18 protein-coding genes are annotated in these 20,113 nt (G+C 66.7%); 11 read left to right on the plus strand and 7 right to left on the minus strand.

The genetic code is table 11. The features are described from left to right. The first annotated feature begins 51 nt into the window (after positions 1-51). The 3 genes from NDI89_RS03715 to NDI89_RS03725 all read left to right on the plus strand — a co-directional run bounded on the left by NDI89_RS03715 (position 52) and on the right by NDI89_RS03725 (position 4,304). Positions 52-1,320 carry a protein kinase domain-containing protein gene (locus tag NDI89_RS03715; protein WP_277520165.1) on the plus strand — a complete coding sequence of 423 codons (1,269 nt, stop codon included), beginning with the start codon at positions 52-54 and terminating at the stop codon, positions 1,318-1,320. Between the two features lie 2 nt (positions 1,321-1,322). Next, entirely contained in the window at positions 1,323-2,999 is a 1,677-nt protein-coding gene (locus tag NDI89_RS03720) for a protein phosphatase 2C domain-containing protein (RefSeq protein ID WP_277520166.1), read from the plus strand. A gap of 84 nt (positions 3,000-3,083) precedes the next feature. Continuing rightward, positions 3,084-4,304, plus strand: coding sequence for a serine/threonine protein kinase (locus NDI89_RS03725; protein ID WP_277520167.1), 1,221 nt, complete (start codon positions 3,084-3,086; stop codon positions 4,302-4,304). Positions 4,305-4,348: 44 nt separating this feature from the next. Here NDI89_RS03725 and NDI89_RS03730 read toward each other — a convergent pair whose 3' ends face one another. The 5 genes from NDI89_RS03730 to NDI89_RS03750 form a co-directional block, all read right to left on the minus strand. Beyond that, positions 4,349-5,905: a DUF5305 domain-containing protein gene (locus NDI89_RS03730; RefSeq protein WP_277520168.1), complete on the minus strand. Its 1,557-nt coding sequence runs from the start codon at positions 5,903-5,905 to the stop codon at positions 4,349-4,351. Positions 5,906-5,907: 2 nt separating this feature from the next. Further along, complete coding sequence (locus NDI89_RS03735) at positions 5,908-7,071, minus strand: signal peptidase I (protein ID WP_277520169.1); 1,164 nt, start codon at positions 7,069-7,071, stop codon at positions 5,908-5,910. A 249-nt stretch (positions 7,072-7,320) separates the two neighbouring features. Beyond that, a complete protein-coding gene (locus NDI89_RS03740; protein WP_277520170.1) occupies positions 7,321-7,446 on the minus strand; it encodes a hypothetical protein in 126 nt (41 codons plus the stop codon). 2 nt (positions 7,447-7,448) lie between these two features. After that, the gene (locus tag NDI89_RS03745; protein ID WP_277520171.1) at positions 7,449-8,048 is read right to left on the minus strand and encodes a hypothetical protein; all 600 of its coding nucleotides are present in this window, start codon (positions 8,046-8,048) and stop codon (positions 7,449-7,451) included. 15 nt (positions 8,049-8,063) lie between these two features. Continuing rightward, the gene (locus tag NDI89_RS03750; RefSeq protein ID WP_277520172.1) at positions 8,064-8,603 is read right to left on the minus strand and encodes a DUF1102 domain-containing protein; all 540 of its coding nucleotides are present in this window, start codon (positions 8,601-8,603) and stop codon (positions 8,064-8,066) included. A 499-nt stretch (positions 8,604-9,102) separates the two neighbouring features. Between NDI89_RS03750 and NDI89_RS03755 the strand changes: the two genes are divergently transcribed. Continuing rightward, positions 9,103-9,723 carry a DUF7344 domain-containing protein gene (locus NDI89_RS03755; protein ID WP_277520173.1) on the plus strand — a complete coding sequence of 207 codons (621 nt, stop codon included), beginning with the start codon at positions 9,103-9,105 and terminating at the stop codon, positions 9,721-9,723. 67 nt (positions 9,724-9,790) lie between these two features. After that, positions 9,791-10,714 (plus strand): hypothetical protein, encoded by a 924-nt coding sequence (locus NDI89_RS03760; protein ID WP_277520174.1) that lies wholly within the window; start codon positions 9,791-9,793, stop codon positions 10,712-10,714. A 9-nt stretch (positions 10,715-10,723) separates the two neighbouring features. On the opposite strand, the gene NDI89_RS03765 is transcribed toward NDI89_RS03760, so the two are convergent. Then, positions 10,724-11,647: a TIGR03571 family LLM class oxidoreductase gene (locus NDI89_RS03765; protein WP_277520175.1), complete on the minus strand. Its 924-nt coding sequence runs from the start codon at positions 11,645-11,647 to the stop codon at positions 10,724-10,726. 181 nt (positions 11,648-11,828) lie between these two features. Then, positions 11,829-13,802: an aconitate hydratase gene (locus tag NDI89_RS03770; RefSeq protein WP_277520176.1), complete on the minus strand. Its 1,974-nt coding sequence runs from the start codon at positions 13,800-13,802 to the stop codon at positions 11,829-11,831. Between the two features lie 271 nt (positions 13,803-14,073). Here NDI89_RS03770 and NDI89_RS03775 point away from each other — a divergent pair, with 271 nt between their 5' ends. The 6 genes from NDI89_RS03775 to gnd all read left to right on the plus strand — a co-directional run bounded on the left by NDI89_RS03775 (position 14,074) and on the right by gnd (position 20,083). Next, entirely contained in the window at positions 14,074-14,556 is a 483-nt protein-coding gene (locus NDI89_RS03775; RefSeq protein ID WP_277520177.1) for a deoxyuridine 5'-triphosphate nucleotidohydrolase, read from the plus strand. Positions 14,557-14,642: 86 nt separating this feature from the next. Then, positions 14,643-15,194 carry a metal-dependent hydrolase gene (locus NDI89_RS03780; RefSeq protein WP_277520501.1) on the plus strand — a complete coding sequence of 184 codons (552 nt, stop codon included), beginning with the start codon at positions 14,643-14,645 and terminating at the stop codon, positions 15,192-15,194. Between the two features lie 99 nt (positions 15,195-15,293). Next, on the plus strand, positions 15,294-15,758 hold the full coding sequence (locus NDI89_RS03785; RefSeq protein ID WP_277520178.1) for a copper resistance protein CopD: 465 nt from the start codon (positions 15,294-15,296) through the stop codon (positions 15,756-15,758). Positions 15,759-15,864: 106 nt separating this feature from the next. Continuing rightward, a complete protein-coding gene (locus NDI89_RS03790) occupies positions 15,865-16,299 on the plus strand; it encodes a hypothetical protein (protein ID WP_277520179.1) in 435 nt (144 codons plus the stop codon). Positions 16,300-16,379: 80 nt separating this feature from the next. After that, positions 16,380-19,070: a PAS domain-containing sensor histidine kinase gene (locus NDI89_RS23915; RefSeq protein WP_277520180.1), complete on the plus strand. Its 2,691-nt coding sequence runs from the start codon at positions 16,380-16,382 to the stop codon at positions 19,068-19,070. Positions 19,071-19,183: 113 nt separating this feature from the next. Then, entirely contained in the window at positions 19,184-20,083 is a 900-nt protein-coding gene (gene gnd / locus NDI89_RS03800; protein WP_277520181.1) for a phosphogluconate dehydrogenase (NAD(+)-dependent, decarboxylating), read from the plus strand. Positions 20,084-20,113: the final 30 nt, after the last annotated feature.

Here is a 20,113-nt window from a genome sequence, read left to right on the forward strand (position 1 = left end):
GATACCGTCCGCGGACGATCGGACACAGAGAGACACTAAGTACCAACCAAAATGTCAGAGCCAACAGCCGGAGACGAACTCGCCGGCCGATACGAGATTCGAGAACAGCTCGGGAGGGGCGGCTTCGGCGTCGTGTGGGCCGCAACCGACACCGACACGGGACAGTCGGTCGCACTGAAACACCCCAACTACGACGGGAACGCGCCGGACGACCTCGTCGACAAGTACTTCGAGCGAGAGCGGGACGTCCTCGAGGACATCCGCGACGCGGGCGGCCACCCGAACATCATGGGGTACTACCGGACGGAACGCGGGTTCGGAATGCCGGTCCTCGTCATCGAGGCGATCGACGGCGAGGAGCTCGGGACCGTCGTCAAGAACGACGATCCCATCGCCGACGACGACGAGGTCCGCGAGATCGGCATCGGGATCTGCGACGCGCTCTCCTTCCTCCACGATCACGACCTCATCTACCGTGACCTCAAGCCGGACAACATCATGATCAACGGGACCAGGAACCCGAAGATCATCGACTTCACCACGGCCAAGGGGTTCGTCCCCGAACGCGGCGGCGCCGAGTTCACGACGGAGAGCGCCGCGAGTTCCGCGGCGGGGGAGTCGAACGCGGACTCGACCGTCCCGGGGGAGTTCAAACCGCCGGAACTGAATCAGGGGTCGGAACAGCGCCAGGGCCCCTGGAGCGACGTCTACTCCATCGGGAAGATCCTGTGTTACCTCAAGGTCGGCTGGGTCCCCGACGACGACGGCGTCGCCCCCTCGGACTTTGGCATCGAGACGGCGCCGTACATGGACGAGATCATCCGACTCTCCACCCAGCACGATACCGTCGACCGATATCCGAACGCGTCCGTGCTCAAGCGATCCCTCGAGAAGCGCGACGCGACGATGCCGGCGCAGGCGTCGGTCCACTGGCTCGGCCGCGACGAGCGGTGGACGATCAGTCCGGGCGACACCATCGGCAGGGTGACCCCCGACGGACCCCGGCCCTCGATCATGCTCGAGGACGACCGACACAAGGCCCTCTCGGCCGTGCACTGTCGGTTCGACACCGACGAGGAGGGGAACTGGCGTGTGATCGACACCAGTCTCAACGGCACCTACATCAGCAAACACGATGAACAGGAGTGGCACCTCCTGCTGTCGGAGGCCGGACAGGAGCGCCAGCGACGCCACGGCGAGTCGGTTCCCGACGACCTCGAGGCGTCGACGTCGCTCGAGGGCGGCGACACCATCGCGCTGGTCAGTCCGTCCTACCCCGAGCGGTTCTACTTCCAGTTCGATCACCAACCCGTGGAATGACTATGGAACACGCGAGCACTATCGATATCGGCGCGCGGAAGCAACGACGCGACGGAATCAACGAGGACGGGATCGCGACGGCGGTCTTCGAGAACCAACACCGGCAGACGGAACGGCCGGTCGGGATCTTCGTCCTCGGCGACGGGGTCGGCGGCGAGGACTGCGGCGACGTCGCCGCCTTCTTAGCGACGACCGTCGTCAGGAAGTGGCTCACGGACGCCCTCCTCGGTCCCGGAACGGACGTCCCGGAACGGTTCGGCATCGATTCCTACGACCCGACGCCGCCGACGGCCGACGCCGACCCGAACGGGGCCGTCTCCGAAGGGAAGATCAAAACCGCGATCCAGGAGGGGATCGACGCCGCCCACCAGCACATCCAGGAGTTCGCCCAGAGCATCGGCGGCCGACCGGCGACGACGCTCGTCGTGGGCGTCTACGTCGACGGCCACCTCCACTACGGCTGGGTCGGCGACAGCCGGATCTACGTCATCAACGAGCGCCACGGGGAGACGAAACAGCTCACACGGGATCACGCCGTCACGAACGACCTGCTCGAGAAGGGGGAGATCGACGACGAGGTGTACGCCCGCATCCACCCCGACGCGACGGCGATCACGAACGTCGTCGGCGGCTCCGCGCACGGCCAGCCGAGCGTCGACGTCGAGTTCGGCTCCACCGAGATCTACCGCGACGACATCATCCTGTTTACGAGCGACGGCCTGGTCGACGCGTTCCCGGACAACCGCTCGCTTCGGGAGACGTACCAGCAGGCGACGGACATGGACGCCGCTCGCGAAGAGATCCGCGAGTCGCTGGTCACGGACGACGAGATTCGAGATATCGTCCTCGGGGCCGACGATCTCCGGGAGGGAGTCGAGCAGCTCGTCTCGTTCGCCAACGACCGCGGCGGCAAGGACAACCTCTCCCTGACGCTTGCCAGGGACCGAGGGACGACGCCGTCGCCGGACTCGCCGCCGCTTCGCGGCGCGGCCACCGACACTCGTGAGCTGACGAATCAGGAGACGATCATCGATCCGCCCGAGGGGGCCGCCGAGTCCGGGTCGGCGACCGACTCCGGCGATAGCGGCGGGACCACGCGAGCCGGCAGCGAGGCGAACGCCTCGTCCGGCGGCTCGAGCCGATCGTCAGGGGACGGTGGAACGGCGAAGGTGGTTTCGGCCGGCGAGGGCGACCCGCCGACGGCCGCGGTCACGATCGCGGGCGACGAGACCATCTTCGAGATCGTCGACGGCGTCACCATCGGCCGGACGACGGAGGGGGGCGATGGGAGCCCGAACATCGGTCTGGTCGTCGACGACGACGCGTCCGTCGAACCCCACCACGTCCGGCTGGAGTGCGACGACGACGGCTACTGGCAGGTCCGCGATATCAGCGCCGTCGGGACGTTCGTGGAGACCGGCGACGGGACGTGGACGGTGTTGCTCTCGAGCGAGGGAGCCGATCTGCACCGGGAGCACGGGTTCGACCCGAGCGCCGCCGCCGACGGCGACCTCGAGGAGACGACCCGGCTGGAAGAGGGAATGGCGTTCACGTTCGAGGATCCGCGGAAGGAGGACCCGATCACGTTTCGCTTCTTCTCGTCGGTCGATCACGCCCAGAACCGGACGCGCTGGAGCGACTCGACCGACGGGAGGCCCTTCAATGGGTTCTCCACGTAGTCGCGCGATCGGTCCCGCGTCCGCGACCGTCGAAACGGGCAGTCGCCGCGAGCGGCCAGCGATCCGGCACCGGAGCGAAGCGCGATGACGGACGGCGAGCGGACGGGGACGATCGTCGACGATCGGTTCCGTCTCGAGGAGCGACTCGCCGCCGGCGGTCTCGGGACGGTCTGGCGCGCGACCGACCGCGAGCGAGAGATCCAGGTCGCACTCAAGTGCGAGAACGACGGCTCGCACGACCCGGAGCAGGTTCGGGCGCACTTCCGGGGGGAGCTCCAGTGGTTCCGCCGGTTCGAGGGGGGACCGGTTCCCGGATCGCTCGTGCAGTTCGTCGACGGTGCGGTCGACGGGGACACGGTGTACATCGCGACGGAACTGATTCGGGGCGGCTCGGTCGACGACGTCGTGGACCGCGAGACGGATCCGGAATCCGCCCTCGAGCGCGTTCGCGAACTCGGCGGTCCGGTCTGCCAGGCGCTCGAGTTCCTCCACCGGAACGGCGTCGCGCATCTCGACGTGACGCCGAGTAACGCGCTCGTTCGCCGGTCCGGCCAGCCCGCGGTGATCGATCTGAACGCCGCGGTGTCGATCGAGGCAGAACCCGACGTCCGCTTCGGTCGCGACTCGTTCAAACCGCCCGAACAGACGCGAACGGACGGTCGCAAGGACCCGATCGGCCCGTGGTCCGACGTGTACGCCATCGGGCGGTTTCTCGCCGTTTTGGTGACCGGAACGGCGAACGCGGAGGCGGATTCGAACGAGGGCCGGGAGCCCGTCGATCTCCGGTCTCGCGGCGTGAATTGCCCGGCGGCTCTCAGCGACCCGATCCGTCGCGCGACCGCACCCGACTACCGCGACCGGTTCGACGACGCCGGCGGCCTCTACGACGCGCTCGTCCCGTTCTTCGAGGTCCCGGATCGAGCCGCCGAGTTGGTCCACGAGCCGTCCGGATGCGCCGTTCGCGTTCGTCCCGGGGACACCCTCGGCCGCTGGGCGGCGGACCGACGGACGCCGACCGTCGTGTTCCCGGACGACGAGCGATACCTCTGTCCCGAACACGCCGCCCTCGAGTGCGACGAGGAGGGCTGGCAGCTTCGAGACCGGAGTCTCAACGGGACCTTCGTTCGGCGAGAGGGGCCGTGGGAGTACGTGCTCTCTCGAGAGGGCCGGGAGCGCCGGCGCGACGCCGACGCACCCCTTCCGCGCCCCGATCCGCCGGCGTCGGTCCGGCTGGCCGACGGCGATCGGATCTCGCCGGTCTCGCCCGACTACGGCTGTCACGTCGTGTTTCGCTCCGAGGACTGAACCGGCTATTTTCGCCGAGAGTACCGCTCCGGGAGGGCTCCGGTTCAGTCGTCCCCGGTCGAGTCGCTCGCGGTCGCTCCGCCGGGCTCACTCGCAGTCGCTTCGTCGGGGTTCGATCCGTTCTCGGACCGAGACTCCCAGCCGAGCGGCGCGGGCTCGAGGAGGTCTTCTTCCCGTAACCCGGCGAGTCCGAGCAGGTCGTCGTCGTCGATTTCGACGGCAGAGTCCGACTCCGACATGGCCCCCGAATCGGGAGCCGGCGCTTCGTTCGGATCGACCTGCGAGGTGGCCGCCAAGTCGGCAGATGAGGCTTCGTCCGGGTCGGTAGCCGACGCTGCCGTCGAGTCGGTCGTCGCCGCCCGTTCGTCGGTCACTGGTGGGGTGTCGGACGCGTCGGAGAGTGCCGGCCGGTCGCTCCCGCTCTCGACGATCGGTTCGCCGTCAGTTACCGACGACTGGGGGCTATCGTCGGCAAACGAAATTCGATCGTCGGCAGCCTCGGCCGCCGGCGGTTTCGCCGGCGGTTCGAAGACCGAGACCATCCCGTCGCCGCGAACGACGTACAGGTCCCGCTCCGGATCGAAGACGATCGCCGATCCGACGTCGATCCCGAATTCGGCCAGCGCCGACAGCGTCTCGAGTTCCCCTCGCGGCCCCTCGAGCGCGGCGTCGGGCAGCCGCATGGTCGTGATCACCCCCTCGAACTCGGCGCGGTCGTCACGGTACGCGAGCCACTCCCGCTCGGCGGTCGTCGGGGTCGGAACGCGCCGAGAGACGTATCCGAGTCCGGCGAGTCCGCCGATGCCGAGGACGACCAGCAGCGGCCCGCCGACGCTCCGAATCGGACTGACCGAGGCGGGGACGGTTTCGGTCTCGTACTCCTCGTGCGTCTCGTCGTAGGACTCCCCGTCCTCGATTTCATACGTTCCGCTATCGGCATCGATCGTGAGCCGATAGCTGTCCGCCGTCGATCGCCGTTCGCCGGCGATGGTGCCGTCGATCTCTCGCTCGAGGACGAGTTCGATCTCCGTGTCGCCACGGCTGGCCTCGAGGTCGGACTCGATCTCGTCGACTCGGGCCGTGATCTCGCTGACGTTGACCGAGAACGCGGCGGTGACGTTCTCTCCCGGTTGCACGTTCGCTTCGCGGGTCGACGCCAGTCGTTCGCGCTCGCTCCAGTGGGTGGTGTTGTCGGACCCGACGGAGCGATACACGAGATCGACGGTGAGCCCGACCTGAACGTCGTCGCTCGTTCGCGCGTCGTACCCCGCGACGAACTCCCCGTCGACCGTCGGGCTGATGGCCGTGTAGTAGAGCGGGTCATTCTCGAGGCGCGTCCCCTCGTCGTAGATCGTGTTCGGTTCGGTGACCGTAGCCGCGTGGGAGACGTCCCCCGTCGCGGTCCAGGCCGTCGTCCGTTGCCGCGACGTCTCTTCGCCCGGCGTCGCGTAGGCGCCGTAACTGACCCATCCACCCAGTGCCACCAGCACGACGAGGGCGACGATGATCGCCGTCCGATACTCCGCCAACAGAACGCGGGAGCGCAGTCGGCGCTCGTCGTCCACCGTGCCGGCGTCCGTCTCGGTCAGACGTCCACTCATTCTCAGTAGAGCCTCCGAATGATCGATCGCACAGTCGACCGCCGACTGCGGGCGGCCAGTCGTCTCGAGCGAGCGTCCCCCGGCCCGGCGAGTACCCGGCCGAGACCGTAGGTACCACCGCCGAGCAACGAGAGGATGGCGACGAACGGCACCCACGGGTGGAGGTCGTAGAGGGCGTCGAGAACCGGTGCCGGAAGCACGTACAGGTAGCGATACTCGGTGATGTACGTCGGGAAGTAGCCGGTCTCGTCGGGCGTCGTAATCGAGACCGTGACCGCCGTCTCGTCCCGTGGACCGACTGTCGCCCGATCCGGTGTGACCGTCACGTCGTCGGCGCCGGATTCGACGTAGGAGACCGTCGGAACGAAGCCGCCGTTCGAGACCGTATACGGGATCTCGTCGGTCGTTCCCCGTTCGATCACGAGCGGTTGCTCCGACTCGAACTCCGCGCTGATCACGTCGTAGGACTGCGTCCCCGCCGGCGCGATCATCGCCGCCCCTCCCGCGGAGACGACCAGCAGCGCGAACCCGGCCGAGAGCACTCGCGGATCGATTCCGTCGCCGCCGTCGTCTCTCCCGAGGCGCGATTCGAACGACGTCGATCGCCGTTCGCGGACCGTCTCGGCGACGTAGAGGACGCTCGAGAGGGCGAGCAGTACCGCCGCCAGGCCCGAGTTTCCGAGGAGGTTCCGCGTTCCGAACGTAGCTGCCAGCGTCGTCTGAACACCACGGAACGCGTCGCTCACCGACATGACGGCCGTCCCGAAGTGAGGGATCGTCACGACCGCGCCGTTGACTCGCCACGCGGTCGCGACGATCTGAGCGTCCTGTACGTGGGGCTCGTCGCCGTCCTGATCGGTAAACGGGTTCGCGTCCCCGCGCGTGACGTACCCGCGAGGCGTCTCTTCGACGATACGGTGCGTCGTCAGTCCGCCGCCCTGGATTTCCGTGGCCTCGAACACGATGACGTCGCCCGGCTCCGGTTCGCCGCTCACTTCGCTCGGAACGGCGATGAATCCGTCACCCGTGTCGATCGTCGGTTCCATACTCCCCGTTTCGACGAAACTGAGCAGTATCGGCTGTCCGAGCAGTTGCCCCGCGACCAGCGCGAGAACGGTAACGAGGACGAGCCCTCGCAGTGTCCATCCGACCCCCCGACGAATCATTTTTCCACTAGATCAACGAGATAAACTCACATATAAATATGTATCCATAAGAGTTTGGTTAATTATACCAATAGCACTTTCGACGGGAGCGTCCCGGCTAACAGGATGCGAAGCGTGCGTCCTGTACGCCACGTTCGGTGCTCGAGACGCTCGTCGAGGACGGAGTCCGGTAACGTGAGGTGATCGGCTTCCTCCGAGAACCGATCCCCGAAGGGGTTCGATCCGTCGACGGCCCCGTAGTGGGTGTGGTTAGCTGTTGAAGAGCCGTTCGAGCTCCGCGTTGATCGCGTCCCGATCCAGTTCCTCGCTGTCGAGGTCGAAATCGACGTCCGCGACCGCTTCGTAGTCGCCGAGTGTCGGTGTGTCGTTCGTCATTGTCAGAGTTCCTCCGCAGTGATTTCGATTTCGTCGCTGATCTCGACCGAGTCCACCGCGCTTTCGGGGATCGCAAAGGCCGCCAGGCTGAAGTCGATCTCGTCGCCGGGCGAGAGCTCCGAGAGGGAGATGAGGTTCACCGGCGGAGTCCACGACATGTCGTAATCGAGCGCCACGCCGCCGATCTGTGGCACCAGAAGGACGCCGAGAACGCCGTCGAAGTTAGCGAAGTCAGCGTCGGCGAACGCCAGCGGCGCGACCTCGAGTTGAACCTCCTGCGTGCCCTGGTTCTGGATCTTGAACAGGTCCGCGATCCCGGTCACGGCGTTGGCGTTCAACCCTTCGCCGCCGGCGAGACCGGAGCCGATGTTGTCGTTGTCGCCGGTCAGATTGATCGCGAGTGCGTCGCTGTCCGTCGTATCGACGTAGTTGCCGTTCGGTCCGTCGCCGGGTTCGATGCCGAGGTACGCGCTGGAGTCGTCGGAGACCGCGACGCCGACGTCTCGCTCGGCCTCGACGGTACTGAACGCCCCGGTTCCCAGGGCGATGCCACCGCTCGCGGCGAGCGCGCCGGCACTGAGTACGAATTTTCGTCGTTCCATATCGTTCTACTCCGTTTAGTTCGCCGTCGCGCTGACGGTCACCGAGTCGAGCAGCTCGTCGCCGTCGCCGAGCCCGCTGCCTTCCGTGTCGACCTCGACGCTGACGGTCGTGCTATCGCCGGGACCTAACGTGACGGGACTGGTCGCCAGCGAATCGCCGTCGTAGGCCTCGCCGTCGGGGTAGAACGAGACGCGGCTCGCGTTGTCGCCCGTCTTGGAGAGATCGACGTCGACCTCCTGAGTCCCCTGGTTTTCGATGACGAACAGCCCGTCGATCTCCGTGATCGCGTCCGGGTTGACGCCGTCACCGCCCGCGTCGGTGGGGTTGTTCGAGCTGAGGTCGATCGTCAGCGTCCCGCCGTTTCCGTCGCCCGTCACGTACTCCGAGTTCGCGCCACCCGCGCCTTCGAGGCGCAGGTAGGCTGAAGCGTCGTCGGCGACTTCGACGTCGACGTCTCGCGACGCGGTCACGCTCGAGAACGCGCCCGATCCGACGGCCGCAGCAGTTCCCGATGCCAGTGCTCCCATTCCGATAACGAATTTGCGTCGTTGCATGGTTGGATTCTCCGTTGTGTCGCTCGCGGGCGATCACACGGCCGCGTTCGGACGGCGGCTCGGCGCTCGCCCCGATCCCCGCTGCGGGGATCACGAGAGATCCGTGACCGGGACGGGGTATTGTAATACAGACGTGGACTCGAGTCCGTGAGACGTTACCGTCGGGTCAACCGATCGCGTACCGAACGGGCGACGGCGTATCGGATCGGTTGACCGCTGTCGGTGCGGAACAGTCAACCGGAGACGTCGGTACAACCGCCGTTGACTCGCGGTCAACCGACTCGAGACCGAGACCCGACCGTCGTCTGCGAACAGTTGACTACCAGTCAACGGCAGTCTGAGCCGATATTTTCGTGTCAATTTGCTAATACTGTCGATCAACAGCGCGATAACGACCCATCGTTCCGAGCAGGAATACGGCACTTCGAAGTGTAATTTTAATTTAAGATATGAAAGTAACCAATAGACTTATTTGCGAAAGTGTGGAGGTAGCAATCGAATGGGGGTCAGCCAAGCGGAACCATCTGGGGAGATCGACGTATCGCAGCCCGACCGGGAGCGGTTGACCGAAGACGAACTCTTCGAGCTCCTGGCGAACCAGCGACGGCGACACATCATGCACACGCTCATGCGCGAGGACGCGCGGCTCGATATCGGCGACCTCTCACAGGAGATCGCCGCATGGGAGGACGGGCTCGCCTTCGAGGACGTTTCGAGCACCGATCGGAAGCGGGTCTACACTGCCCTCCAGCAGTCCCACCTCCCGAAAATGGACAAAGCGGGCGTCGTCGAGTTCGATCGCGACCGGGGAACGATCGAGCCGACGCCGGCACTGGAAGACGTGGAGATCTACATGGACGTCGTCCGCGGCCGCGAGATTCCCTGGAGCGACTACTACCTCGGGTTGACGGCGCTGTCCGGACTGTTGTTCGTCACGTCGACGCTCGACCTGCTGCCGTTCAGCCAGCTCCCCGCGGCCGCGTGGGGCGTCTTCGTCATCGTCACGTTCGCCGTCTCCGCGCTCGCACACCGGTACTACGCCAGACGGAACCGACTCGGGATCACGGAGCAGCCCCCGAGCGTGGAGCTCGAGTACCGGGATCGGCCGACGGACGAGTGATCGAACGACAGTACGACGGCTCCGGTCGGGCCCCGTCACGGCCCCCACGACACCAGAGACAACACGAATGAAACGGACGAGACGCGCTGCACTGGCGATGATTACGGGCTCGAGTGGCGTCCTCGCGATCGAGACGATGGGGTTCTCGACGGCGGAGCTCGAGCGAGACGCACAGGTTCGGACCGCCGGCGATGCGAACGCCTATCTCGGGCTGACTGCGGACGGCGTCGAGGAGGGCGGGGTGTTGTTCGAGGGAGATCCTCGGCGGCCGCCCACCGCGTTCGACGTCATAAATCAGCTCACGGAACCGATCGCGGTCACGCTCACGGTCGAGCACTTCCGGTTCCGGTCGGCCGACGGCGACCCCGTTTCCGACGACCGGGTGATCCGTCGCGAGAGCGCGAACGAGCGGCTGGGTCCCGGCGAACGAATCGCCGACGTTACCGTCGGACTGGATCCGGAACGCGACGGAGCGGGCGGCGAAACCGTCACGGGAACGATCGGGATCGAGGCTACGGGTGACGAGACGACGGTCGAGGCCGAACGCGAACTCGCCCTCGAGCGACCCGAGATCGCGGTCGACTCGGCTCGGCTCGAGCTGACCCAGACCGGCGGCGGCGTCTTCGAACACGTGTGGTCACTCTCCTCGGTCGATACCGACGGGGCCCCACTCGAGCGGCTCCGGTTCGACTACGGTCGCATCGAGACGACCCGCGCGCTCGACTTCACCGGCGCGGACGGGCTGTCGGCGTCGGTCGCGATCGACGGCAGTGAGCACGCGGCGACGATCGATCGGCGAACGCCCGAGACGCTCGAGATCGCGCTCGAGTCGCCGGTCCCGATCGATCACGGCACGGTCGAAATCGTCCTGAGAAACACCGGGCCGCCCGCGAGTCCCGGCGGCGGAAATAGATCGCCGAGCGGTGCCGTCCTCGAACTCGAGTGTGGCGGAGCCAGCACTCGCGTCGAGGGCGTCTGGCGTCGTCCGTAGGCGGGGCAGCTACAGTTGATCGATGATCTCGTCGGCGAACGTCGACAGCGCGGCTTCCCTGTCGTCGTTTTGAATCCCGACGATCGCGTGATCGAGGCCGTAGTCCTCGAGGCGGGCGAAGTACTCCCGGAACCACTCGACGCCGGCGTGAAACCCGAGGTGAAGCGGCTCCGGACCGGCCGTCGGATCGTCCGCGAGTTCGACGCGAACCGCGATCGAGAACGGTTTCTCGCCCGCGGCCTCGCGCCAGTCCGCGAGGTAGCTCTCGAGCGTCGATTCGGGGAGGTGATAGAACAGCCAGCCGTCGCCGTGCTCGGCGATCCACTCGCGGGACTGGCGGGCGTGGCCGGTCGGCAGCAGCGGCAGCGTCTCCGTCGTCGGCTTCGGGACGACGTCGAGGTCCCCCTCGAGCGATCCCCATCGCCCCTCGAGTTCGGGGAAGTCCTCCCGCCAGACCGTTCGGAGGGCCTCGACGCTCTCGCGGAACAGGTCCCCGCGCTCCCCCTGGTCGACGTCGAAGGCGGGGTACTCGGGGTCGCGGTCGCCGGATGCGACGCCGAGGACCAGTCGACCGTCCGACAGTCGGTCGACCGTCGCCGCGGATTTCGCGACGTGAAGTGGGTGGCGAAGCGTGAGGACGACGCTCGAGGTGCCGAGCGCGATGTCGTCGGTGTGGGCGGCGACGTGGGAGAGCCACGGCCAGGTGTCGAACGTCTGGCCGGCGTCGCCGAATTTTGGCCAGTAGGTCGGGACGTCCCGCGCCCAGAGGCCGTCGAATCCGACGGACTCGGCGTGTCGGGCGAGTCGTAACTCGTCTCCGACGTTCGGCGTGAAGCGGTTCGCTCCCGTGAGCGGAAAGCCGGCACCGAAGGTCAAGCCGTCGCGATCGAACAGGCGGCGATAGCCGGCGTTCGCGTGTCCACCGTCGGGCATTCGGTCGTGCTATCGGACGGAGCGGTATGACGATGGCGTTTTGCGATCGGTGTCGTCGGTAGCGATGCCCGAGAGACGGGTCGACGGCCGATTGAGACGGGTATCCGATCGAGAGCGTCGTCACTCGCCGGCGAGCGAAAAAGCGAAAATTCGAATCGGCTGCCGAGTCGGCGGTGTCCGATCAGTCGTCGGCGGGCGCCGCGCCGCTGCCGCCTTCGGCCTGCTCTTTCGTCCAGGCGAGCTTGCCACCGGCGGCGAGAATTGCGCGTTCGCGCTCGGAGGCGTCCAGCGTCGCCGTGTACTCGTCCTCGCCGTTGATGCGGACGGTGAACTCCTCCTGTCCGCTGGTGACGGCGTCGTAGACGTCGTCGACGATCTCGACGTCGTCGCCCTGATCGATGTTCTCGTAGGTGTCCTCGTCGATCGTCAGCGGGACGATCCCGAAGTTGAAGAGGTTCGCGCGGTGGATGCGCGCGAAGCTCTGTGCGAGGACGCCCTCGATACCGAGGTACATCGGACAGAGAGCGGCGTGTTCTCGCGAGGAACCCTGGCCGTAGTTCTCGCCGGCGACGAGGAAGCCGCCGTCGGCGTCCAGTGCTCGCTGTGCGAAGGTCTCGTCGACGCGGCTGAGCGTGAACTCGCTCAGCTTGGGGACGTTCGACCGGTACATCAGGATGTCCTGCGTCGCGGGGATGATGTGGTCGGTCGTGATGTTGTCCTCCATCTTCAGGAGCGCTTCGCCCTGAATGTCCGAGTCGAGCTGGTCCTTGAGCGGGACGTCGCCGATGTTCGGGCCCTTGATGAGCTCGTCGTCGACTGCCTCGTCGGGACTGATGAGGTCCGTCTTGGAGCCGTCGTACTCGTCGGGAAGCTCGACGCCGGGCGCTTCGAGGTCGCCGAGTTCGTCGGCGAGGTTGCGCGGATCGACGATTTCGCCCTTGAGGGAGGCCGCGGCAGCGACCTCGGGCGAGCAGAGGTAGACGTTGTCGTCTTCGATCCCCGAGCGACCCTCGAAGTTGCGGTTGAAGGTTCGCAGGGAGACCGAATCCGAGGAGGGAACGTGACCGATGCCGATACAGGCACCGCACGTCGCCTCGGAGAAGTTGACGCCGGCGGCCATCATCTCCGCGACCCAGCCCTCGCGGGCGAGCATCTCGGAGGCCTGCTTGGAGCCGGGTGCGACGATCGTCTCGGTCTCCATCGAGGTCTCGCGACCCTCGAGCATCTTGGCGACGGGGAGGATGTCCTCGTAGCCGCCGTTCGTACAGGAGCCGACGATGACCTGCTCGACGGACTCGCCTTCGACTTCGCTGACGGGAACGACCTTGTCCGGCATCGAGGGCTGTGCGATCAGCGGCTCGAGGTCGGAGAGGTCGACGACGATCTCGTCGTCGTAGTCGGCGTCGTCGTCGGGCTGGAGCTCGACGTACTCGTCGCCGCGGCCGACGCGCTCGAGGTAGTCCTCGGTCTGGTGGTCGGTCGGGAAGATCGACGTGGTTGCGCCGAGCTCGGTGCCCATGTTGGTGATGGTCATCCGCTCGGGTGCGGTCAGGGTCTCGACGCCCGGACCGGTGTACTCGAGGATCTTGCCGACGCCGCCCTTGACGGAGAGGCGACGGAGCATCTCGAGGATGACGTCTTTCGCGGTGGCCCACTCGGGGAGCTCGCCCTCGAGGCGGACGTTGACGACTTCGGGCATCTCGATGTAGTAGGGCGCGCCGCCCATGGCGACGGTGACGTCGATCCCGCCGGCGCCGATGGCGAGTTCGCCGAGGCCGCCGGGCGTGGGCGTGTGGCTGTCCGAGCCCAGCAGCGTCTTGCCGGGGGCCGCGAAGTTCTCGCGGTGGACGTTGTGGCAGATACCGTTACCGGGTCGGGAGAAGTGAGCGCCGTATTTGCCGGCCGCAGAGCGGAGGAAACGGTGGTCGTCGGTATTCTTAAAGTCGAACTGATAAGTCTGGTGGTCGCAGTACTGCGCTGCGATCTCGGTCTGGATCTCGTCCAGCCCCATGGCTTCGAACTGGAGCCAGACCATGGTCCCGGTCGTGTCCTGGGTAAGTACCTGGTCGATCTCGATCCCGATCTCCTCGCCGGTCTCGAGTTCGCCCTCGACGAGGTGGTCGTCGAGAATCTTTTCGGTGAGAGTCTGTCCCATAGCACCCAGAACTCGGCTTTCCGTCCTGATAAATCCAGCGTGTTTCTGTGAGCCACGCCCCCCGCGTGGGCCTCGGAAACGGAAGGTTTCGAGTAAATATTGCCGAGTGAGTGATCGTTCGTCGATAACGGGATACGTCCCCGTCATATGACCGTTGTCCGGTCGCGTCGGGCCCGTCCGACGCGATACCGGCATGTTGAATGGTACCGAACTGATGAACCGGGTCGAACGGATACGCTTTTATCGTCGCCGCGGCGTTGCGACAACAGACATGTTCCGCTCCGGTGCGTTCGTTGCCGACCACGTCTCGCCGACGACCGACGCGCAGATCCAGCCCAACGGGGTCGATCTGACCGCCGACGTCGTCTTCGAGCAACTGGAGCCGGGGCGCATCGGCCGAGACGGGAAGGAGATCGGGGAGCGGGTAGCCCGCCCGCTCGAGGAACTCGAGGAGAGAGATCCCCACACGTACTACCTGCCCGAGGGGTCCTACGTCGTCCGCTACGGCGAGCGGATCGCGATTCCGGAGGGGCACGTCGGCTTCGTCTACCCCCGCTCGTCGCTCATGCGGAACTCCTGTATGCTCAATACCGCGGTGTGGGATGCCGGTTACGAAGGACGGGGCGAAGGGCTGTTGCAGGTCCACCACGACGTCGAGATCGAGCGCGGTGCCAGGATCGCCCAGCTGGTCTTCGCCGAGGCGAACCACGAGGACGTCTACGACGGGAGTTATCAGGGCGAAAACGTCGAGTAGGCGACGGTCGCCTCCCTCTCCCTCGACTCGAGTGCCGGTTCGCGTACCGTTTTGCCGGTCCGTCCCGTATTCTCGACACATCGATGATGGCGACCACCCACGTGTTTGCCGGGCTCGCGGCCGTCGCACCGGTCGCGGTCCTCGCACCGGAGTTCGCCGCAGTACTCGGGATCGGTGCGATTCTCGGCGGCATCGCCCCCGACTTCGATCTCGTCCTCACGCATCGGCGGACGCTCCACTTCCCCGTGGCCGGGCTCGCGGTCGCCGTCCCCGCGGTCGTCGTCGCAGCTCTCTTCCCCTCGCCGCTCACGCTCGTGCTGGCCGCGTTCGCGGGGACCGCCTGGCTCCACGCCGCGAGCGACGCGATCGGGGGCGGCCCCGAAATGGACCCCTGGACGGAACGCACCGAGCGCGCGGTCTATAACCACGTTCGCGGTCGATGGATCCGTCCGCGGCGGTGGATCCGCTACGACGGCGCTCCCGAGGACGCCGCCCTCGGCATCGTACTCGCGGTCCCGGCGCTCCTCGCCTTCGACGGCGGGCTCACCGCCGTGATCGCCGCCTGTGTCGCCGTCTCGCTGCTCTACGCACTGTTCCGGCGGCGACTGGTCGAGTGGACGCCCGACTGGCTCGAGTGACCGGAAAACGGAAGCGTCCCCCGGAAAGTGACGGCGTCCCTGACTGTCTCGCGGCCAGAAGTCGGAACCCTGATACGGTCGGTGGCCGAGCGACCCCGTATGATAGACGAGCTCGCCGCCAGAACGATCCATCTGGTCGTTGCCGCCCTCTGGGCCGGCAGCGTCTGCTTCGTCGCCGCCGTCGTCCTGCCGCTCGTGCGCGACGGCGCGTTCAACACGACCCATCCGCTCGAGGTCATCTCGGGGAAGCTCACGACGGTGTCGCGGGTGAGTTCGCTGCTCCTCTTGCTGACGGGAGGGCACCTCGCGGGGACCGGTTACACCACCGGGACGCTCGTCGGCTCGACCAGCGGGCGGCTGGTGCTCGCGATGGTCGCGCTCTGGCTCGTGCTGACCGCACTCGTCGAGATCGGGACGAAACGGTTCGAAACGGGACTCGCCGGGAAGAAGATCCGCGAACCGGCTCGCGACGCGCTGCCGGTGTTTCGGGCGGCGGCGATCGTGGCGATCGGGTTGCTGGTCGTTGCCGGGTTGCTGTCGGCCAACGTCGGCGCACTCGTGTGAGAACGGTGACGGTTTCCCGCGACGACGACCGAGTTCGGGGGCGAACCTCTCAGAAACGAACGTTCTTGCGAAAAATACTTAGTCGGTTACTGTAACGTACTCGCTAATGATTCGGGGCAAAGATATGGCACTGTCGCTCTTCGTCGTGGGGACTGCCGCCGTCGCCGGCTACGTACTGCGTTCGGAACGCAAGGGAGCCGCGAGATCACGATCGAAAGCCGACCTTGGTGCACGCGTCATCTGCCCGGATGACGTTCCGGACGACGCCACGGTCGTCGACGCATCCGCACAGCGCCTCGGCGAGATTCCCGGCGCGCGACGAGCGCTCGACCGGGCGATCCGCAACGGCGCGCGCGAGGAATGGGAACACATTACACTCGACCGGGACGGTGCCTGGTCTGTCGTCGACCGCGTTCGACAGACGTTACCCTACTACGACGCCGACGGGGACGAGTACAACGGCGTCTACGTCCGGTACAACGACCGAATCGTCGTGCTCGACGCGATCGGTTGGGCACACCTCGAGGACTCGCTCGCGTAGGGGACAGTGCCGATCGCCGCCGGCTTCGCGGCGAACTGCCACAACATTAATCACTAGCCGCTTCCTCCGTTGGCCCGACAGTGACCAGTTCCGGTCGGCCCGTCGTCTTCGTCGGGGACGACCCGACACCGCCCGACGACCTCGAAGCGGCGTTCGACGTGGTCGTTTTAGCGGATCGAACGGCGGTCGTCGACTATCTCGAGACGGCTCCCGCTGGCTGTGTCGTCGTCGACGGGTCCCAGACCGATCGCGTCGCGACCGTCGCCGCGGCGTGCGACGCTTCGTCATCGGTACCGATTATTTACACGACAGCGACGGCCGACGGGGCCGCCGCTGCCGCCGCGACGCGCGCGGGAGCGACCGAGTACGTCGTCCGCGAAGCCGACGAAACGGTCACCGACCGCGTCGCGGCCGTCGCACCCACCGGCGACGCGACGGACGACTCGACGACCGGATTCGCGGCTACGCCGTCCGCCCTCGAGGGTCGGTCACGCCGGCGCGACCGCGAGCAGGCACGGCCATCCGGCCAGCGGATCCCCGAGACGTTCGACGATGCGCACTTCGCCGTCGACGAGGACTTCGAACTGACCGCAGTACACGATCGGTCCGAGGAGTTGCTGACACGCGACGCGGCCGTGGGAACCTCGCTCTGGGAGGCGGTACCCGACGCCATCGGGTCGACACTGGAAACGCAGTATCGTCGCGCGCTGGCGGAGGAAACGACGATCTCCCGAGAAACGTACGCTCCGTCGGTCGAGCGATGGGTGCGGCTTCGGGTCGACCCCACGGAAGGCGGTCTCTCGGTGTACGCGACCGACGTTACCGAGCGCCACGAGCGGGAAACCGATCTGCAGCGCTGCGAGGCGATCGTCGAGACGATCGACGACGGCGTGCTCGTGATCGACTCGGATCAGCGGTTCGTCCACGCCAACGATGCCTTCGCCGACCTCGTCGGGACGGACGCCGAAACGATCGTCGGGATGCACGCTTCGTCGTTCGTCGACGACGCCACCTGGAACGACTGGATGGGCGTTGCCATGTCGCTGACGGCCGGCGACGCGAGTCACGAGACGATCGAAGCCGAGCTCGAGCGAGTCGACGGCGGGACCGTCCCGATCGAAGCGAGGGTGAGCCCGCTGGAATCGACCGACAGCGACGACGTCTCGTTCGTCTGCGTCGTCCGCGACGTGACCGAACGAAACCGCCGCGCTGACGTCGTTACGGAGTTACTCGAGACGACGCAGGCGCTGTTTTCCTGTGAGTCGCGCGAGGCCGTCGCGGAGGTCGTCGTCGACGCCGCCGAGCGCGTCCTCGGGTTCGAAATCGTCACCGTCCGCTTCTACGATCCGGACGCCGAGGAACTGGTCCTGACGGCCGCGTCCGAAACGGTCAGCGATCTGTTCGACGAGCGGAGGCGAGCGGGGACCTACGAGAGCAAAATGGGCGAGGCCTTCCGGCAGTCGGAGCCGATCGTGTTCGACGACTTGCGGACCGACCCACGCAGTACGGTCCACGATTACGAGTCGTTCCGGGGTGCGATGTGCATCCCGATCGGGGACCACGGCATCCTCAACGTCGGCTCGGCAGTGACCGGCGCGTTCGACGACCGTCACGTCCAGCTCGCGCAACTGCTGACCGCGAGCGCGACCGCCGCGCTCGAGCGAGCCGATCGACGGGAGGACCTCCTGCGACACGAACAGGTCCTCGAAGCCGTCGAAGGGATGGTGTACGCGCTCGACGAGGACGCCCGTTTCACACTGGTGACCGACCCGCTCGCCGAGCGTCTGGGGTACGACCGCGAGGACCTCCTCGGCGAACCCGTCTCGCTCATCTTCGACGACGACTCGTCCGATCGCGCGAGCGACCGCCTCGAAGACATGCTCTCGGATCCCCAGCGCGACCGCGACGCCTTCGAGGCCACCTACGTCACCGCCGACGGCGAGCGGTTTCCGGTCGAGATCGAGTGCTCGCTGTTGCCCCGCAGCGAGACCGAGGTCGAGAACGGGACGTTCCGCGGGATCGTCAGCGCCGTCAGGGACATCACGCGCCGCAAGGAGCGCGAACAGTACCTGCAGGTTCTCAACCGCGTTCTCCGACACAACCTCCGCAACGATCTGACCGTCGTCATCGGCTACGCGGAACTCCTCTGTGACCGGCTCGAGGACCGGGATCTCACGGCCGCCGCGACCACGTTACGGGAGACCGCGACCGATCTGGCCCGAACCAGCGAGAAGACCCGCGCTATCCAGTACGCCCTCGACCGAGACGGCGACCTCCAACCGGTCGACGTCGCCGCAACTGTCGAGGACGCTATCGACACCGTCGAGATCGGAGATGCCACCATTTCGGTCTCCGCGACCGGCGACTGCCGCGCCTGGGCCGACCCCGGGCTGGAACTCGTCGTCGACAACCTGCTCGAGAACGCGGTTCGGCACACGGGAGCGGCACCGACCGTCGAAGTCACCGTCGAGCGCGCCGACGAGGGGATCCGGCTCTCGATCGACGACGACGGGCCCGGCATTCCGCCCGCCGAGATCGACGTCGTTACCGGCGAGAGCGACATCACGCAACTGACCCACAGCAGCGGCCTCGGCCTCTGGCTGGTCCGCTGGATGGTCGACAGCTACGGGGGCAGCGTCTCGTTCGCACGGTCGCCGCTGGGCGGCAGTCGCGTCGACATCGTCCTCGAGGCTGCCCCACCGGAGTCGACGGACGCCACAGGGGGAGACGCGACGGATGCAGCGATATCGGAGCCAGCGGACGGACCGTAATTCGAGGCGGGGTCGAATTCCCCGTCAGACAGGGCGAGCGGTCGCGTCTCGGCCGCAACCGTCTCCGGCACGGAATCGCAACCACTACCACAGCGGCCGGCGCACGCCTATCCATGCAACTGGGCCTGATCGGACTCGGACGGATGGGACAGATCGTCGTCGACCGAAGCCTCGCGGCGGGCCACGACGTCGTCGCCTTCGACTTGGACGAAGACGCCGTCGCGACCGCGGCCGATGCCGGGGCCGTCCCCGCCGATTCGATCGACGACTTCCTCGACCGGCTGGGATCGGACAAACGTATCTGGCTGATGGTCCCCGCCGGCGAGGCGGTCGACGTCACCCTCGAGGAACTCGAGCCCCGGCTGGACGGCGACGATATCGTCGTCGACGGCGGGAACTCCAACTTCGAGGACTCCGTCCGGCGAGCCGAGTCCTGCCCCGCGGCGTATCTCGACTGCGGGACCTCCGGCGGCCCCGCGGGTGCCGAGCTGGGGTTCTCGCTGATGGTCGGCGGGCCCCAGTGGGCCTACGACGAACTCGAGCCGATCTTCGACGCCGTCGCGACCGGCCCCGACGGACACGAGCGAATGGGACCGGCGGGCTCCGGACACTACGTCAAGATGATCCACAACGGCGTCGAGTACGCCCTGATGCAGACCTACGGGGAAGGGTTCGAACTGCTCCACGAGGGGCGGTACGATCTCGACCTCGAGAACGTGGCCTCCGTCTGGAACAACGGTGCGGTCATCCGGTCCTGGCTGCTCGAACTGTGTGAGGAGGCCTTCCGCGAGGAGGGAACCGACCTGGGCACCGTCGCCGATCGGATCGAAGGCGGCTCGACCGGCACGTGGACCGTCCAGGAGAGTCTCGAGCAGGAAGTGCCCCTGCCGCTGATCTACACCGCGCTGTCCGAACGGTTCGGCTCGCGAGCCGACGACGGCCGGTTCTCGCGGCGACTGGCGAACCGACTCCGGTACGGTTTCGGTCGACACGACGTCCCGCGGCGCGAGTAACGGCCGCTCGGGGCCAACACGGCCTGCGTG

The organism is Natrinema salsiterrestre, assembly GCF_029502005.1.
Taxonomy (GTDB): domain Archaea; phylum Halobacteriota; class Halobacteria; order Halobacteriales; family Natrialbaceae; genus Natrinema; species Natrinema salsiterrestre.

What these genes read in the sequence shown, in the direction of transcription:
- NDI89_RS03715 (WP_277520165.1), top strand. Translation starts at nt 52, where the DNA reads ATGTCAGAGCCAACAGCCGGAGACGAACTCGCCGGCCGATACGAGATT.
- NDI89_RS03720 (WP_277520166.1), top strand. Translation starts at nt 1,323, where the DNA reads ATGGAACACGCGAGCACTATCGATATCGGCGCGCGGAAGCAACGACGC.
- NDI89_RS03725 (WP_277520167.1), top strand. Translation starts at nt 3,084, where the DNA reads ATGACGGACGGCGAGCGGACGGGGACGATCGTCGACGATCGGTTCCGT.
- NDI89_RS03730 (WP_277520168.1), bottom strand. Translation starts at nt 5,905, where the DNA reads ATGAGTGGACGTCTGACCGAGACGGACGCCGGCACGGTGGACGACGAG.
- NDI89_RS03735 (WP_277520169.1), bottom strand. Translation starts at nt 7,071, where the DNA reads ATGATTCGTCGGGGGGTCGGATGGACACTGCGAGGGCTCGTCCTCGTT.
- NDI89_RS03740 (WP_277520170.1), bottom strand. Translation starts at nt 7,446, where the DNA reads ATGACGAACGACACACCGACACTCGGCGACTACGAAGCGGTCGCGGAC.
- NDI89_RS03745 (WP_277520171.1), bottom strand. Translation starts at nt 8,048, where the DNA reads ATGGAACGACGAAAATTCGTACTCAGTGCCGGCGCGCTCGCCGCGAGC.
- NDI89_RS03750 (WP_277520172.1), bottom strand. Translation starts at nt 8,603, where the DNA reads ATGCAACGACGCAAATTCGTTATCGGAATGGGAGCACTGGCATCGGGA.
- NDI89_RS03755 (WP_277520173.1), top strand. Translation starts at nt 9,103, where the DNA reads ATGGGGGTCAGCCAAGCGGAACCATCTGGGGAGATCGACGTATCGCAG.
- NDI89_RS03760 (WP_277520174.1), top strand. Translation starts at nt 9,791, where the DNA reads ATGAAACGGACGAGACGCGCTGCACTGGCGATGATTACGGGCTCGAGT.
- NDI89_RS03765 (WP_277520175.1), bottom strand. Translation starts at nt 11,647, where the DNA reads ATGCCCGACGGTGGACACGCGAACGCCGGCTATCGCCGCCTGTTCGAT.
- NDI89_RS03770 (WP_277520176.1), bottom strand. Translation starts at nt 13,802, where the DNA reads ATGGGACAGACTCTCACCGAAAAGATTCTCGACGACCACCTCGTCGAG.
- NDI89_RS03775 (WP_277520177.1), top strand. Translation starts at nt 14,074, where the DNA reads ATGTTCCGCTCCGGTGCGTTCGTTGCCGACCACGTCTCGCCGACGACC.
- NDI89_RS03780 (WP_277520501.1), top strand. Translation starts at nt 14,643, where the DNA reads ATGGCGACCACCCACGTGTTTGCCGGGCTCGCGGCCGTCGCACCGGTC.
- NDI89_RS03785 (WP_277520178.1), top strand. Translation starts at nt 15,294, where the DNA reads ATGATAGACGAGCTCGCCGCCAGAACGATCCATCTGGTCGTTGCCGCC.
- NDI89_RS03790 (WP_277520179.1), top strand. Translation starts at nt 15,865, where the DNA reads ATGATTCGGGGCAAAGATATGGCACTGTCGCTCTTCGTCGTGGGGACT.
- gnd (WP_277520181.1), top strand. Translation starts at nt 19,184, where the DNA reads ATGCAACTGGGCCTGATCGGACTCGGACGGATGGGACAGATCGTCGTC.